The organism is Pengzhenrongella sicca (assembly GCF_017569225.1).
GTDB lineage: Bacteria > Actinomycetota > Actinomycetes > Actinomycetales > Cellulomonadaceae > Pengzhenrongella > Pengzhenrongella sicca.
This window is the reverse complement of sequence record NZ_CP071868.1, coordinates 1,102,463-1,117,304: the sequence shown is the minus strand read 5'-3', so window position 1 is coordinate 1,117,304 and position 14,842 is coordinate 1,102,463. Positions and strand designations below refer to the sequence as shown.

The window sequence follows — 14,842 nt, the reverse complement described above, 5'->3', positions numbered from 1 at the left end:
ATGATACTGGAATGCGATGGCGTCTCCGTGCGATACGGGCGAAGAGGGACGTTTGCCTGGCCCCTTGACGGCGTATCGCTGCACGCGGAGGCGGGAACGCTCGCCATTACTGGGCCGAGCGGGAGCGGAAAGTCGACGCTACTCCGGGTTCTCGCGGGGCGACAACAGCCGACGTCGGGAACCGTGACGCTCGCCGGGTCCGCCATTGAGTTCCAGTCCAGGCGTAGTCCTGGTGATCCGCGCATCGCGATGGTTCACCAGGACTACCGCCTGATCTCCTTCCTTAGCGTGGCCGAGAATCTTGCGTTCGCCGCTGAGATGAGCCGTAAGGGATGCAGTCCGGCTCAGATCTCAGGTCTCTTGGAGACCGTTGGGCTCGGTGGGTTCGAGGACCATCGCCCGGACACGCTTTCGGGTGGAGAGCAACAGCGCGTCGCCATTGCGCGGGCGCTCGTGTCGCGACCCCTGGCGTTGCTCGCCGACGAGCCCACGGGGGCTCTCGACGGTGAGAACACGAGGCGGATCGCCGCACTGCTCTCTTCGATCGCCGAGGAGCAGGGCGTCGTCGTGGTGGTCGTGACCCACGACCCGATCGTCTCCGACGCGATGAACCGCACCCTGCATCTCCGTGGCGGCAAACTGGCAGACGAGGCGCTCCAGCAAATATGACGACTCCGATGCTCCTTCGACGCCTGATCGTCTCCCGGTGGCGTCAGGCTCTGCTCACCGCGGCGCTCGTCGCCACGCTCTGTGTGCCCCTCGTCGTCTCGGCGATTGTCGCCGAAACCTCGCGGCGTGCGATCGAGACGTCGGCGGCCGCATCGCTCGGTGGATACCGCTACGCGATCCAGGTGATGGACGGCGAAACCGTCAATCCGGTGCTGGGCCGCCGCGACGATCTCGTCTACGTGCGGGACGAGTCAGCCGTCGCCTCGCGGGACGGTGCGCAGGTGCCGACGACGGTGCGGGCAGTGAGCCACCCGGGCACCCGGCTGGCGGAGCTCACCGCCGGCGAATGGCCAGACAGGCCCGGCGAGGTGGCAGTCTCACGGTTCGTGGCCGAGTCGCTCGGCGCTGAGGTCGGCTCCGAGATCGAGCTTCCCTCGGGGACCGTCGATGTGGTCGGTCTGACGGCGTCGTCGTCGGACCGCGCCGAGAGCACCGTCCTCGCTCTGGACGAGTCGATGCCGATTGACACAGCGACGCTCATCCTGACGAACACTGATGTGTTCGCGGACCCTAAGCTCGCCGCGTTGGGAAATCAGCAACTCCTCACCGTCCGCACAGTCGATTTGCGCGCTGCGGACGACGGTGAGCTGGGGTCGAAGCTGCTCATGCGAGGTCTTCAACTTCCGTGGTACGCCGCCGCAGCCGTCCTGGCTGCAGTAGTGCTTCCCATCCTGGGGCTTCAGGCATTGCGGACGCGCGACGACGTCGATGCGCTGATGGCGGCTGGTATGGGGCGTGAGCGGGCGGCCCGGATCTTCGGGTACGCCGCCGTTGTTACCTTGGTGGCGGGCTTCGTCCTCGGAAGCCTCATTGGTGCCGTCGGAACTGTCCTTGCTCGGGACGCCGCGGCGACGCTCGTGGGCCAATGGTGGGCATCGGTGGCCTTTCCATGGCCGTACCTCGCGGCGTTCGCCGTGGGCGGCGTTGGCACGATCGCGTTGGTCGTTCTCGTGGCTCCGTCGCTGACGACGCGACTAGGGTCCGCCGTGCGGTGGCGTCCGCGGCTGCGGCGGTCACGTGCGGCGCTGCTGGCAGCCTCATGGGTCGTCGTCACCGGGTTGTGGTGGATGACGGGAATAGTGCCTTTCCAAGCCGCGGGCATCTGGGGAGGCCTCGCGGCGCTGGTCCTGCCGATCGCCGTCGGCTACCCCCGCCTTGTTGATCGCTCCGTGGCCCGGCGCAGGGTCGCGGAGACAGTCACGGTCGCGATGCTCCCGGTGGTGCTGGCCGCTTCCGGGACGATCTGGCTGTTCACCAGTGTTGCTGCCAGCTCGGAACATGAGGCCATCTCCGCGGTTGAGTCCTCCGCGATCCCGCAGCCAGCAGGTTCTCTCCTCGCCTACCAGGTTCCCGGCGACGCGGCGGCGGGGGCCGTCGCCGCGTACCGCGCACTGGGAGGTCACGAGGTCAGTGTGCAGGTGCTGCCGCGCGAGTCCGAGCAGCAGTTCCGTGCGGCGAGCGCGTCTCTGGTGACCTGCATGATCGACCTTGGGATCACCGACACGATCGACGCGCCGAGCAGCTGCACCCCGCACGACACCGCGGCGTCGGTGAACCTGCTCACCCTGTCGGACTCGGTGGGCCTGGAGGAGGTGCGAGCCGACCCAACACTGATCAAGGATGGGGCTCTCGGGATCTTGGTGTACCAGCCGGGGAGCTCTGATGCGGTAGGGATGGAGATGGTCAAGGCGACGGGTGAGGCGCAGCTCGGAGGGAACATGCCGGGCGCTGTTATCAACCCTGGCAGCGCACTGGCGGCGCGGCTCGGGATGGTCCCCGGCGATGGCCGTCTCGTGGCCTTCCTCGACTTCGGCGATCTCTCGATCACCCAGCAGGCGCAGTTCCGGTCAGCGCTCGGCCGGATCGCGCCGGCGGCGCAGGTGGCCGAGGAGGGTGAGTACTACGCACGGGCCACTACCGCGCGGACAACGGGCCGGGTTGCTGCCGTCGTCGGTGCGTTGATAGCCGTGCTCGTCATCGCTTTCGGAGGGGGAGCGGTGGTCGCCGCGGACGCGGTGACACGTCGCAACCTTCTTGACCTGAGCGCCGTGCGCAGCAAGCGGCGGGCGTTGAGCCGCCGTCTGCTGTTCGCGCCTGGCGCGGCTGTTGTCGTCGCTTCCCTGTGCGGCCTGGGGTCGGCATGGATTCTGGGCGTGCACGACGGGACAGGCATGGGCTCCGTCTGGGTACTCCCGCCGCTCGCCGCATTGGCCGCGTGGGTGCTGGTCGTCCGCGCGTACATGTCGACGCCTCAGGTCCAGTAGCCCGACCCTGCGACAAGGCGTTCGCCGTCGGTCTGGGGAGCGATGTTCTCGCGAGATCGACGTCTGATCGTCTGGCGTGCGTCTCACGCCGAGGCGTACGAAGACGATCGTCTAAGTACAGGGCCGAGCTGTGGTCGACGACCTGCCGCTGCTCACTTGGCCGCCGGCACGGGTGCCGCCAATCGCGATGGACCACACCGAACGTCCAGGAGGAGGCCTGCGCACGACGTCGAGTGTGCACCCACAGCCACCACCCCAGCGGCACCGGGCGCGGTCAGTCTGCGACCGTCCCGTCGTCGGCCTCTTGCACCGTCACCGGCCGCACGCGCGCCCCTGTCGGGCGAGTGCGTGCCCGTGCACGGCCGGGGTGGGGGTGCGTGGCACCCCTCTCCCCCGCAGCTTCGATCCTCACGCGCGACAGCCCCCCGTCAAGGCGCTTCGCGTCACTGCGTGATGCGGCTACGCCGCACCCTGGACAGGGGCTGTCGTGCGCTGGCTGGCCGCTATCGGGAAGATGGGCTAGTGCCGATGGAACCGCTCAGATGGTCGCCGGGGCCTGGGTCTTGGCCAGAGCGCGCGAGACACTGGATGCACCGATTCCGAGCACGCGTGCGATCTGGGCGATGCTGTCGCCCTGCGCGCGCATCCGCAGCGCCGCCTCGGTGCGCTCCGGGGTCATCACCGATGGCCGACCGCCGACACGACCGTGCGCTCGGGCGTGAGCCAGACCGCGCTTGGTGTTGTCGCGGATCGTGTCGGCACGCAACTGCGCGAACACCGCGACGATCCCGAACAGCGCACGGCCCATCGGCGTCGTGGTGTCGATGTCCGGCTCGGTCAGGGACTTGATATTTACGCCGCGCGCGTGCAGCTCGTTGATGGTCTCGATGGCCATCGTCTCGCTGCCGGCGACCCGATCGAGCCGGCGCACCATGAGCGTGTCACCCTCGCGCAAGTAGTCCAGGCAGGCGAGCCACTGCGGGCGGTCCCGGACGCGGCTCGACTCGCCCCGGTCGACGAACACCCGCACCGCACCGGCAGCATGCAGCTCGGCCTCCTGCGCGGCCGGGTTCTGCTCACGCGTCGACACCCGCGCGTAGCCCACGACGTTGCTCATGACGGCCTCACTCCCCCATCCCATGCCCGCTGCCGCGCCCGGGCATGTAGGGGCCGCTGCGGCGCGTCTGCGGCCCCGTGTGCGGCGGTTGGCTGGTCGCCTCGGTGGCGGCCTGCGGGTAGGACGCCCGCAGCACCGAGCGGGTCGACGGCAGGCCCGCCGGGCCGTTCGTGCGCGGCTGCGCGATCGCCCGGAACACCGGCACCAGCGAGGCCGGCTCGGGGTCGTAGGCGAACATGTCGGGCTGGCTCAGCTGGGACGCCTGGTTCCACACCTCGGGGCTCACCTGGCCGTAGTCGAGGGTGAAACGTGAGCGCTCCGCGACGTGCTCCATGAACACCTTGGCGGCCCGGCCGTTGCCCTCCCGGAACGGGTGCGCCTGGTTGAGGTAGGCGAACACGACCGCGGCCTTCTCCCCGAACCCCTCGCGGTCCAACCGTGACCAGTCGGTGCCGACCACGCGCGTCCGCGCGTCCTCGAGCAGCCGGTCGACCTCTCCGGTCTTGATGTCACCGAACCCGCGCCCGACGCCCTTTGAGATGTTCACGCTGCGGAACTCCCCCGCCCACTCATAGACGTCCTGGAACAGGTGCCGGTGGATCGCGCGCACGTGCTCGGCGTCGTACGTTTGGTCCATCGCCACGTCCGCGCCGGACAACAGCTCACGCTGGCGCACTGCGGCGCGCCCGTACTCCTTGACGAGCAGCACGTCGGGGTCGCGCTCGTCGAGCAGGTTGCGCAGCGTGCCAGCATCGGGCGGCGGGTAGAAGTACGACTCCCACGTGTCGAACCCTGCGGCCATCAACTAGCGACTGAGACCTTGCGACGCCGCTCGGCAGCCGCGTCGACCCGCCGCAGGTACTCCGCACGATCGATCGCTCCGCGGGCCTCGTCGGTCAGGTTCTCCACGTCCTCGCGGTTGGGCTCCCAGCCCTCGTGCCACGCACTGGCGAGGGACTGCACGACCGCGCGGCGCTGGGTCGCGTCGAGCTGTGCAAACAGCTCGGGCCAGCGCTCCTCGACGTCGAACTTGGTGGCCACGTCGCGGCCCCCCCTCTCCTGGGCAGAGCACCAGTCTACCGGGCCAACCAGAAACGGTCTAGAGGCGGTTTCGGTGCGCCGGAGTTTCGGTGGTGGGTTTCGGTTCGTCGGCGGCCGTGTGCCGGCGACGTCGACGTTGTCAGTTCTCGAAGTCGCCTGCACGGATGTCCGAAGTCGCTTGCACGAGACTCCCTTCGGTCTTCCAGCTCCGCGAGGCGGCAGAACGTCACTGGGGTGACGGGGGCCCGCGCGACCGGATCATCCGCTAGCGTGCTGGCCATGTCAGTCGGGGCAACTGCAGCGGGCCGCCCCTACACGCATGAGTTGCTGGACGACATCCCGCCCGTGTCGGGACTCAAAGAGAGGTTGAGCATCGCGGTCATCGAGATGCTCGCCTCAAGCGCTGGCCTGGACGTGGGCACGTGGAAAATGGACTACGACGGCCGCGACGTCACCCTCAGCTCATCACACAACTACAGCCCGCACACGTGGGGGCCGAGTCTCGATCTGCAGATGAAATGCACCGGTCAGGAGCGTGCGCTTCGTGACGATCATGTTGCGTGGCCACTCGACGCCAGGACGTCGCGGCTCCTGTCGGCGCCGAATCGGGGGTCGATGGCAGCGCTGTGTGTGGTGGTAGTGCCCGAGCATCCCGGCCATTGGCTCGATTGGACCGACGAAGGACTCCTCGCCTACTGCCAGCCATACTTCCTTCGCGGACAGGACCTGCCGCCGGTTCCCCATGGCCAGGATTCGCACGTGGTCCATCTGCCGTACGCGAATCTGTTGACCACCCCTGTGCTTCTCGATCTCATGGGTGAAGCTGCACGTTGGCGGAGCGGGTCATGACCAGGTCCTGGCTCGACGACTTCCACGATTTCGCTGACATCCTTGCCCCTCGATCGCTGCACCAGTTCCTCGCGATCCAGGCTTGGACCCTGCACTCGCAGTTGCCGTTCAGGGAGACGTGGGTCCACGCGGACAGCGCAACGCAAGCGGCGGCCGTCGTCCACATCCCCCGGGACGCTGAAAGTGTCGACTTCGACCGTCGTCTCGCTGAGGCAGCAGAGCGGGTAGCGCGAACGTACGACTGGTCGATTTCCGAGTTGGCAGAGCGAGTCGCCGGTGCGCACGCCGACATCTTCTACATCCGCGTGCGTAGTTCCGACTCGGATGGGACGATCCCGCTCCGACAGGCGAGCTCAACCATCGACGCCATCGAGAAGATGGTCAAGAGCGCTGCAATCATCACCAACAACCCGCACGCGAAGGGCACCGGGCGCACATCCGAGCGCGTCTCGACGTTCCTCAATGAAGACCTGCGCATGGCCCACACCCGCCGCGGCAGCTTCATCATTACCGTGGCGGCACGGCTCCACGAGCGACCGACGCGCGGCGCTGACGTCCTGGCCACGCCGGAACGACTGATCAGTGATCGTTCGGAAGTTCCGCAGATCGCGGATCTCCCTGCTGGAGCGCCGCCAGTCCAAGTACCGCAATCTGAGATGGACTTCACTCGGCGAGTCATGACGACCCTCAGCCGAAGCCTCGACGTCACGAGTCGACACCTGCGGCGTGGCGACGACTTCGTCGACCTTGACACAGCACAGGACAACGGCATGACGGTTCCGATCGTCGAAGCCCTGGAAGAGATCGCGACGCAGGCCGGCTCATCGAGCCTCGACCTCAAGTTCGAGTGGTCGCCCGTGCTCGACCAAGAGCCGGACGTGCCGCAGGAGATCGTGTTCGAGCCGACGGAAGTCGAGCGAATGCCCTCAACGATCGAGCGCATGAAGCGGCACACCGAGCCGACGGACGTTGTCGACGTCATCGGTCCGGTCGTGTCGCTATCGCGGGAAGAGAGCGACAGCGCTGAGTCCGGAGAAGTACACGTCCTTGCGGACGTCGAGGGCGCGGCGCGCAGGGTTGGCATTGACCTCGTCGGCGTCGCGTACGACTGGGCGATCTACGCTCACCGCCACCACCTCCCGTTTAGCGCTGGAGGCGTGCTCGGGAAAGTCGGCAACCGGTGGAAGGTCGTCGACCGACTGTCGGTCAACACAGAATTCCTGCGGCGGTACCAAGCCGACCGTATGGAACGCCTGACCGGCGAACAGCCCGAACCAACGGACGGACCCGTTCTCGACTAGGGCTCGTTGATGAAGTGCTGCGTCTGGCGATGGCGGCGTGCTGGACCCGCCCGGAGCAGTGGACGATCGCGAATTCGTCGAACGGAGTCGCCAGTCCTCGCCATTGCTCGAGGTGGGCCAAGGAGCGTTCGACGGCGTTGTGCTCTCGTATGGGGGCGCCACGTAAGTGATGGTCGTCCGGTCCGTGACGCAGCGTCTGCGGGTCCCTACTTGCGGGCGAGCACTCGCATGCCGTCCGGTCGTGCCTCGCCGGTCGGTGAGACGTGCCGGTAGAGGGTCTGCCGGGAGACCCCGAGCTCCTTGCAGAGTTCGGCGACCTTGGTGTCAGGCTTTCCCATCGAGGCCATCGCGAGTCGTACCTTCGCAGGTGTCATCGTGAACGGCCGGCCCCCGGTTCGTCCTCGGGCGCGCGCCGAGACGAGGCCCGCGATCGTGCGCTCGGAGATCAACTCCCGCTCAAATTCGGCCAGGGCCGCGAAGATGCCGAAGACGAGCTTGCCTGCCGCAGTGGTGGTGTCGATCGCCGCACCCTGGCCGGTGAGGACCTTCAGGCCGATGCCGCGGGCAGTGAGGTCGTGGACGGTGTTGACCAGGTGGTGCAAGTCTCGGCCGAGCCGGTCGAGCTTCCAGACCACGAGCGTGTCGCCATCACGAAGCGACTTCAGGCACTCAGCCAGACCAGGACGGTCATCGCGCCGACCGGACGCCCTGTCTTCGTAGAGGCGTTCGTCCTCGACGCCGGCCTGGAGGAGAGCGTCTCGTTGCGGATCGGTGGTCTGTGACCCATCTGCTTTCGAGACACGCGCGTAGCCGACGAGCATGGTTGCTTCCTCCTGTCACTTATACGGCCGAATACGTGACGGCTTCGCGCAATCTCACTGACTAGCGCCTGAATGTCACTTAACCAGTCATTCAGTCTATGTCTTGTGAACGGTGCCTGGTCCCAGTAATGAGACACGTCGACCGCCGCTCACGTCGAACTGTCTTCAGCCGCTACGGGCTGTGCACCGCCGCCGACCTCGCGCCGGTATCGGCTGGGCCGTCCGGCAACGCGGCACTACCGCGGTCGAGGCAGATCTGCTGGGGGTTTAGATACACCGACACGTCGGGTCTGTGCGGTTCCTACGGCTTCGATGTCGCCGCAGACAGGCTGGGACTGTTGACGGTCACCGGGCGGCAGCGTTGCTTGCGCTCCGTGCGCAATCTCCCGGCAGCGGTGGCCGGCGCCGGGCTGGCGACCGCTGAGCGCACGCTCGGCTCAGGCGAGTCGGCCGCTCGCGCCGCCTGAGCGGCGCGCCCCGTCATCGCGTCTTCACCCGAGGGGTCCTCGGCGTCTGATCGACTCCGACACCAGGCGGCTGTCTGCGGGCAAAGAAAAACCCCGGCTGCTTGCCGACTCAAGTTCGACAGAGGCGTACGCCGGGGACTTCACGTTCTATTGGCCAAGCTCGACTACCTGATCACCCACGCTCGTGCCGTGATCTTCTCCGGACGCTTGACTGTCGATAAGCGGCGATCGGGGGTCCCTGAACACGAGCCGCAGCAGGCCGTGACCGGTCCGGCCACCGCCCCACTCTTGCTACAACCGCGCCCCCCACCGACAGCACCGTGAGCCTGGCACGAATAGGGGAAGGGTGCACTCCCCCGTTCAATCTCCGCGAGACCGAGAGGGGTAACTCTCGCCCGCCAACGTACGAAAGGGAGGGTGCAAGACGGGACCGGCCAGCTTGAGCACCGACACCTCTCACCTGAGGTGCCCCACTCCCCCGTCGCCCGATCACTCGACTCCGAGGAGCCCTCCTGCCGCCAGCGTCGTGTGGGACCAGTTCTCGCAGCCCCATCGTCCCAAGCGCGACTACGCGGGTTTCGGGCCGTTCGAGTTCGACGAGCAGCAGTACCGCGCCTCGTTGACACAGGTGCTGAAGGCGCTCGAGGCGTAACCCCACAAACTCCTTAGCTGTCGCTATCTACCGTGTCTTTTCGCTATCCGGGTCGTCCTCGGCGTCCGGGTGGGAGGAGTCCGCAGGTGCGAGCCTTGGCGACCCAGCCTTGGGCGGTGCTGAGCGCGACGCCGCTGAGTTCGGCCATGGTCGCGGAGGGGTTGACGTCGCCGTTCGCGGTGAGTCGGCCGTGCTGGAGCGCGACGAGCTCGTAGAAGTCGGGGGTCTGCTTCGGGTTGCCGAGTGGTTTGAGCAGGTCGCGTTCGGCGACCTTGCGCCCGCTCGGCAGCTCGACCTTGCCTCCTGTGACGGTGGCGGTGCGTGAGGAGGCGAAGAGCCGCTTGTTGATGGCGGCTTCGATCCGGGCCGTTGGTAGCTCGCGCAGGAGGTGGCTGGTGATCGGGTCGCCGGGTCGCCCGGGTAGGTAGACGACGCCGGTGATGCGGATCTCCTCATCGATCCCCTGGCGCTGGAGCCGGAGGTATACCCGAGTATTCGTTCCGACGTGCTCGATGTAGCGCCATCGGCCGCCGGCGCTGTCTCTCTGATCAGGGTCGGGCGGTGCTTGAGATTCCTGGTCGGTCAGAGTCTGGTCGACGTAGCCAAGCACCGCGTCGAGATCACCACTGTCGTCCTCGGGCCGCTTGCCCGGGGAACGACTGAGAAGGTTCCAGCCTTCAGGCAGGTCAGTTAAGACGAGCAGTTCGTCGTCCACCTGATCACTGGGCCCGCGGGAGACGGTCGACATGCGAACAGGCTACGAGGAACGGCGGACCTTCGCACGCACTTGCAGATACGCCCGCTGACGTCCTGCGAAGTACTCCGGTTCCGCTGGACATGACGCGGGCGAGCGCTCGAGCAGCGCTACACCGCAGACACCCTCCGAGAGAGTGCTCACCAACATGGGCAAGGTGCACTCCCCGGCTCAGAAATAGCGACACCGAGAGGGATAACTCTCACCCGCCAAAGCACAAAAGGGACGGTGCAAGCACGGCACCCGTCCCAGCAGAGATGCGCGCGGGGCCTTGCCTAGATCGGCCCGTCATGCCGGCTCCGCGGCTCAATCCCGTACAGGCGGGGATCCATTGGCCGCGGTCGTTGTTGGCGATCTGGTCGGAGGCGACGACTGCAAGGGTTGGCAAATCGGAGAATTGTTCAGTCCGACAAATCCCCACACACTATGGCGAACCGGCGCGCATGGGACGTCGTGGGGCATACCTCGCAAAGTCGAGGTCGAATTTGCTTTTGCTGCACCCAAAGGGGTGACCATTGGTCGGCATTGTGTTCAAGGTATAGACGTGGGCTGGTGGCGTAGCGGACCGTTCGTGGCGGTGATCGGCAGCGAATGCGTCAGCAGACACCGCTATCAGTGGGAGCCACGATGCGCGGTCGTTGGGGTGCAGTCGTAGGAGTGAGTGTGATGGCGTTGGTCGTGACGGCCTTACCGGCCTCCGCCGCGACACCGGTGGTGCCGACCGGGTTAGCGTTCGAGCGGGCGGTGACCTTCACTCCCGTCCTTGCCGCCACGGTTTCGGATCCGGACGGAGGCACTGTCGGCGGGAAGTTCTTCGCGCGGACGGCAGGCTCCGGGACCTGGAACCTGATCAACGGGGTCAAGTCCCTCGTGCCCTCAGGGCAGGTCGCTCGCATGGCCTTGCCAGCCGCCGCGTCCGGACAGGCCGTGGAGTGGACCGTGCAGTCATGCGACGCGAGCGCATGTTCAGCGTCCGCAGCGACCCAGACGAACGTCATTTCCCCTCTCCTGGGCACCGGCTCCCGCAAGAACGCCACCACCGTGCCCCTCTCCCTTGGAGACCGGGTGCAGGCCACCGTCGACATCGGCAGTGGGAACCTGCTTGTCACGGCGCAGGGACTGTCCGTGCCGGGAGTGAACGGCGACTTGCCCGTCGGGGTGGCGTACAACTCGCTCGCCGTCGCGGGCCCGAGCTTGCAGGCGTCGACCTCCAACGCGACCGGGTTCGGGTGGACGCAGACTCTTGGGTTCGCGGTGCGGCTCGAGTTCGCTGCCGACGCGAGCGTCGTCTACTACGGACCAGCGGGGCTGTCGGGCACCTTCGTCCCTGACGGCAGCGGGGGCTTCGTCCCGCCTGCGGGGTTGACGGCGGACCTCTCTACGTACGGCGGCGAGTGGACGCTCACCGATCACGTCTCAACGCAGAAGTTGACCTTCACAGGAGTGGGCCTCCTGACGAAGGTTCAAGATCGCAACCTCAACACGACAACCCTGACCTACGACGCGACCTATCCGACCGTCCCCGCGACGGTCGTGGGCACAGCGGGCCCGGTGAACGCACGCACCATCACCGTCGCCTCCACCGCCGGTCGAATCATCGGCCTGTCGCAGACCGTCACCGGGGGCTCGCGGACGGTCGGGTACGGCTACGACGGCAATGGTGACTTGGTCACCATCACCGACCCCCTCGGGCGGGTCACCACCTTCGCCTACTCCTCGCACAAGCTCGTTACCGCGACCGCACCTGGCGGGATCCAGACCGAGTTCACCTATGACGCACGGCTGCGCGTGACCGCGGTCCGGCAGATCAACTCCTCGGCCGGGTCGCCCGGCGACTCCTGGACCCGGCTGGCGTACCCGACGTCAACGACGGTGTGGTTCTCGGACGGCGCTCAGGACGAGGCCGGTTCGCCGACCACCTCCAAGCGCACCATCTACACGTTGACGAACGACCGCACCGGCCATGTGGCGACCGCGGTTGATTCGAAAGGCCGCTCCCGCGCGACCACATATACATCGAACATGGACTCGGCGACCAACTCGGTGGGCACCGGAGGAAGTGTTCAGACCACGACCAACGTTTTCGACCCTGCGGTCAACTCCGGGGAGTCGAGGACCTCGCAGACCAGCCAGGGTGGTGCGTCCACGGGGTGGGGCTACGCCAACACCGGCGCCACTAAGTACCTGCCGACCTCCTCGACCGACGACGCGGGCAACTCACCGCAGTACGGGTACGACCTAGCCGGGAACGCATTGACGAGCCAGGACGGCCTCGCCGCACAGGCGGTGCTGACGTACAACACCAACGGCACGGTGGCCACCGCGACCGCACCCGGCAACGGCTCGAACACCACCCGCTACGCGTACAACACGCTCAAGCAGATGACCACGATTACACCCCCGACCGGGACTAGCCTGGGCGTGAAGACGATGACCTACGACGTGTATGGGCGCCTTTCGACCTCGACAGACGGCCGTGGGATCACCTCGACGTACACCTACGACATCGACGACCGCCAGAGCGGAGTCGACTACTCCGGCACCGTCCTGAACCCCGACGTCGCCTATACCTACGACACCGCCGGCCGGACAGCGACCCGGGTGGACGCCGCCGGAACGACGACGTACGGGTATGACCAGATGTCCCGGCTGACCTCACGCGTCAACACCGTTGATGCCATCACGATCGGGTACGGCTACGACAAGTCCGGCCGCGTCGCGTCCGTCACCGACGCGCGCGGCACGACCACGAACACCTACGACAGCTCCGGTGGCCAGACTGCAATGACGTACAAGGCCGGCGCGGGCACGCAGACCACCCAGTTCGCGATCGACGACAAGGGCCGGCGCACCGACACGTGGATGCTGACCAACCCGGCGAACACGATCTGGGCGGCGCACTCGCACACCGACTACGACTCCTCCGGCCGCCCGTCGCGCATCTACGCCGAACGCAATATCGCCTCCAGCAGCGCCGGGTCACCCACGATGGTGGTCGACCTGTCCTACTGCTACGGCGCCGGGTCAGTTGCCCCGTCTTGCTCGACCGCGCCCGCCGATGACCGGTCGTACGTCCAGTGGATGACGAACACGATGACCGGGCAGGTCACCAGCTACACCTACGACGGCGCGAACAGGCTCACCGGCGCCACCCAGAGCGCTGGCACCGACCATCTAGGCAACCCGATCGCGCAGGAGACATACGCGTATACCTACGACGTGCGTGGCAACCGGACCGGGCAGACCATCGTCACCGGCACCGGCGGCGGCGCCACCACCGCGACGCAAGCCCGCACGTTCAACGCCGGGAACCAGACCAGTACCGCCGGGTTCACCTACGACGCGGCTGGGAACCAGACCGCAGACCCGGCCGCCGGGGCTATCACGTACACAGCCGGCGACCAGATGGCCACGGTCACCAAGGCCGCCACTACCTACAACTACACCTACGCCGGCGTAGGAAATGGGGAGCTCCTGAGCAACCAGACCCCCGCCGCCACCTACGCGTACACGTACGGGCGCGAAAGCTCGATCGGGAAGCCTGTGATCGAGCAGGTGCACCGCGGTGCCGACACCGCCTTCATAGAGAATGACGCAACGGGCACTCCCGTGATGCTTCGCACCAGCGCCGGTCAGCAAGCCCTGTACGTCTACGACGCACAAGGCTCACCCATCGCCCTGCTCACCAGCGGCAACACCACCGCCTTCGCCTACAGCTTCGACCCCTACGGCGCCGCCGACCTGACCCAGACCACCGGCGGCAACGGCGACCCGCAAACCCCGTTCCTGTACACCGGCGGGCTGAACGACCGCACCACCGGCTGGACCCTCAACGGGGCCCGCTACTACAACGGCACCGAAGGACGCTGGACCCAAAACGACACCCGCGACGCCCCCCTCGACCCCCTCAACGCCAACCGATACGCCTACGCCGGCTGCAACCCCATCAACCACACCGACCCCACGGGCGCGTCTGTGGCAAACTGTGCGGCCGCTGGTCTAGCTGTAGTTGGCTCGTTTGTGCTGTTCGGTACGGCGCTCGCTGCCGAGGCACCTTCTGCGGGGCTTGCCACAGGCGCTGTGATCGGAACGGGGATACTGGTGCTCAGTGCAACACTTTGGGCCTACGACGCCTGCACCAACATCTGATGCGCCGCCCCGCCCTGGCAGCGTTGGTGGCTGCCGTACTATTCGGAATCGCGTTCGTGTTCTCGCTTATCGCTCGCGAGTTCGGTCACGCAGTATGGACTGCTGCAGTTGCCATGGCTGCCTTCACTTACGCCGAGTACCTTCAGCGTCGGCCTCCCCTCTAGTGAGTCTCCGCGGCGCGGGCTGAGGCTCGCGTCGCGGAGCTTATTCGGGCAAGTCCACTCACGGGGGAACCCATGGCCCCGACTCGCTGCGCTCATCACCTCCGCCGGTAATCGCGGGACTTGAGGTCGACGGGCCATGGAGCGGCACTACGCCGCGAACACCCCGGCAACTTACCCACCAATATTGGGAGGGTGCACTCCCCCGTTCAGAAGCAGCGAAAGCGAGAGGGGTACCCCGCGCCCGCCAAAGCGCGATAGGGAGGGTGCAAGTGGGTGCCACCGCGCGGGCCGCCCGGTTGTGCGTGCAGCAGCCTGGGTGTTCGGGGCTACGCGTCTCGGTGTTGCGTGAACCACGGTTCGCCGTCGAACTCTCGGTCCTCCCCCGACATCGCAATATTCACGAGCGTCGGCTCGGGAAGTTCATCGGGGACGAACTTCTCATCCTCGGGGTGATGGAAGAGCCACTCGCTCGCGTTCTCAACCGTGTGGTGGTTGAAGAACTTCTCCAGGGCCGTGGTACCGGGCTGAGTCATG

The 14,842-nt window shown here is 66.8% G+C and carries 11 protein-coding genes; 5 read left to right on the top strand and 6 right to left on the bottom strand.

Annotated features, from left to right (window positions below; genetic code table 11):
• Nucleotides 1–669, top strand: coding sequence for an ABC transporter ATP-binding protein (locus J4E96_RS04945; RefSeq protein ID WP_227424670.1), 669 nt, complete (start codon nt 1–3; stop codon nt 667–669).
• Entirely contained in the window at nt 666–2,993 is a 2,328-nt protein-coding gene (locus J4E96_RS04940; protein WP_227424669.1) for a hypothetical protein, read from the top strand. Before J4E96_RS04945 ends, J4E96_RS04940 begins: the two co-directional genes overlap by 4 nt.
• Before the next feature lie 538 nt (nt 2,994–3,531).
• Here J4E96_RS04940 and J4E96_RS04935 read toward each other — a convergent pair.
• Genes J4E96_RS04935 through J4E96_RS04925 form a run of 3 tightly spaced genes read right to left on the bottom strand, consistent with a single transcriptional unit; the run spans nt 3,532 to nt 5,151 of the window.
• Nucleotides 3,532–4,098, bottom strand: a complete 567-nt coding sequence (locus J4E96_RS04935) for a recombinase family protein (protein ID WP_264466185.1) — start codon at nt 4,096–4,098, stop codon at nt 3,532–3,534.
• A 19-nt stretch (nt 4,099–4,117) separates the two neighbouring features.
• A complete protein-coding gene (locus tag J4E96_RS04930) occupies nt 4,118–4,912 on the bottom strand; it encodes a Fic/DOC family protein (protein WP_227424667.1) in 795 nt (264 codons plus the stop codon).
• Nucleotides 4,912–5,151, bottom strand: coding sequence for an antitoxin VbhA family protein (locus J4E96_RS04925; RefSeq protein WP_227424666.1), 240 nt, complete (start codon nt 5,149–5,151; stop codon nt 4,912–4,914). Before J4E96_RS04925 ends, J4E96_RS04930 begins: the two co-directional genes overlap by 1 nt.
• A 279-nt stretch (nt 5,152–5,430) precedes the next feature.
• Here J4E96_RS04925 and J4E96_RS04920 point away from each other — a divergent pair, with 279 nt between their 5' ends.
• On the top strand, nt 5,431–6,000 hold the full coding sequence (locus tag J4E96_RS04920) for a hypothetical protein (protein ID WP_227424665.1): 570 nt from the start codon (nt 5,431–5,433) through the stop codon (nt 5,998–6,000).
• Complete coding sequence (locus J4E96_RS04915; RefSeq protein WP_227424664.1) at nt 5,997–7,301, top strand: hypothetical protein; 1,305 nt, start codon at nt 5,997–5,999, stop codon at nt 7,299–7,301. Before J4E96_RS04920 ends, J4E96_RS04915 begins: the two co-directional genes overlap by 4 nt.
• 206 nt (nt 7,302–7,507) lie before the next feature.
• Here J4E96_RS04915 and J4E96_RS04910 read toward each other — a convergent pair whose 3' ends face one another.
• Nucleotides 7,508–8,122, bottom strand: a complete 615-nt coding sequence (locus J4E96_RS04910; RefSeq protein ID WP_227424663.1) for a recombinase family protein — start codon at nt 8,120–8,122, stop codon at nt 7,508–7,510.
• Between the two features lie 1,162 nt (nt 8,123–9,284).
• Nucleotides 9,285–9,989 carry a hypothetical protein gene (locus J4E96_RS04905; protein WP_227424662.1) on the bottom strand — a complete coding sequence of 235 codons (705 nt, stop codon included), beginning with the start codon at nt 9,987–9,989 and terminating at the stop codon, nt 9,285–9,287.
• A 672-nt stretch (nt 9,990–10,661) separates the two neighbouring features.
• On the opposite strand from J4E96_RS04905, the gene J4E96_RS04900 reads away from it, so the two are divergent.
• Nucleotides 10,662–14,144, top strand: coding sequence for an RHS repeat domain-containing protein (locus J4E96_RS04900; RefSeq protein WP_227424661.1), 3,483 nt, complete (start codon nt 10,662–10,664; stop codon nt 14,142–14,144).
• Nucleotides 14,145–14,634: 490 nt separating this feature from the next.
• On the opposite strand, the gene J4E96_RS04895 is transcribed toward J4E96_RS04900, so the two are convergent.
• Complete coding sequence (locus tag J4E96_RS04895; RefSeq protein WP_227424660.1) at nt 14,635–14,841, bottom strand: hypothetical protein; 207 nt, start codon at nt 14,839–14,841, stop codon at nt 14,635–14,637.
• Nucleotide 14,842: the final 1 nt, after the last annotated feature.

Bases quoted from the DNA above. Each gene is read 5' to 3' on its own strand.
- J4E96_RS04900 (WP_227424661.1), top strand. From the start codon at position 10,662: ATGGCGTTGGTCGTGACGGCCTTACCGGCCTCCGCCGCGACACCGGTG.
- J4E96_RS04945 (WP_227424670.1), top strand. From the start codon at position 1: ATGATACTGGAATGCGATGGCGTCTCCGTGCGATACGGGCGAAGAGGG.
- J4E96_RS04895 (WP_227424660.1), bottom strand. From the start codon at position 14,841: ATGACTCAGCCCGGTACCACGGCCCTGGAGAAGTTCTTCAACCACCAC.
- J4E96_RS04940 (WP_227424669.1), top strand. From the start codon at position 666: ATGACGACTCCGATGCTCCTTCGACGCCTGATCGTCTCCCGGTGGCGT.
- J4E96_RS04910 (WP_227424663.1), bottom strand. From the start codon at position 8,122: ATGCTCGTCGGCTACGCGCGTGTCTCGAAAGCAGATGGGTCACAGACC.
- J4E96_RS04915 (WP_227424664.1), top strand. From the start codon at position 5,997: ATGACCAGGTCCTGGCTCGACGACTTCCACGATTTCGCTGACATCCTT.
- J4E96_RS04930 (WP_227424667.1), bottom strand. From the start codon at position 4,912: ATGGCCGCAGGGTTCGACACGTGGGAGTCGTACTTCTACCCGCCGCCC.
- J4E96_RS04920 (WP_227424665.1), top strand. From the start codon at position 5,431: ATGTCAGTCGGGGCAACTGCAGCGGGCCGCCCCTACACGCATGAGTTG.
- J4E96_RS04905 (WP_227424662.1), bottom strand. From the start codon at position 9,989: ATGTCGACCGTCTCCCGCGGGCCCAGTGATCAGGTGGACGACGAACTG.